The 222-nt window shown below is 55.0% G+C and carries 1 pseudogene; it reads left to right on the forward strand.

Annotation, left to right across the window (positions count from 1 at the left end):
- Window positions 1–222, forward strand: a pseudogene (locus tag lacNas_RS06885) (asparagine--tRNA ligase); the annotation flags it as partial.

A 222-nucleotide genomic window follows, 5' to 3' on the forward strand; every position in this document is an offset into this window, starting at 1 on the left:
AGCCAGCTTCTACATCACTGGGACCATCCATGAAGATGCCCGGTCTCACTTTGGCTACGAAATCCAGATCAGCGACCTGGAAGTCGTGTCAAACAACGAAGGCTACCCGATCACCAACAAGGAACACGGGATCGACTTCCTGCTGGACCACCGGCACCTGTGGCTGAGAAGCCGCCGGCCATTTGCCATCATGCAGATCAGAAACCGCATCTTCAAGGCTAC

The sequence above is a fragment of the Lactobacillus nasalidis genome (assembly GCF_016587775.1).
Classification (GTDB): domain Bacteria; phylum Bacillota; class Bacilli; order Lactobacillales; family Lactobacillaceae; genus Lactobacillus; species Lactobacillus nasalidis.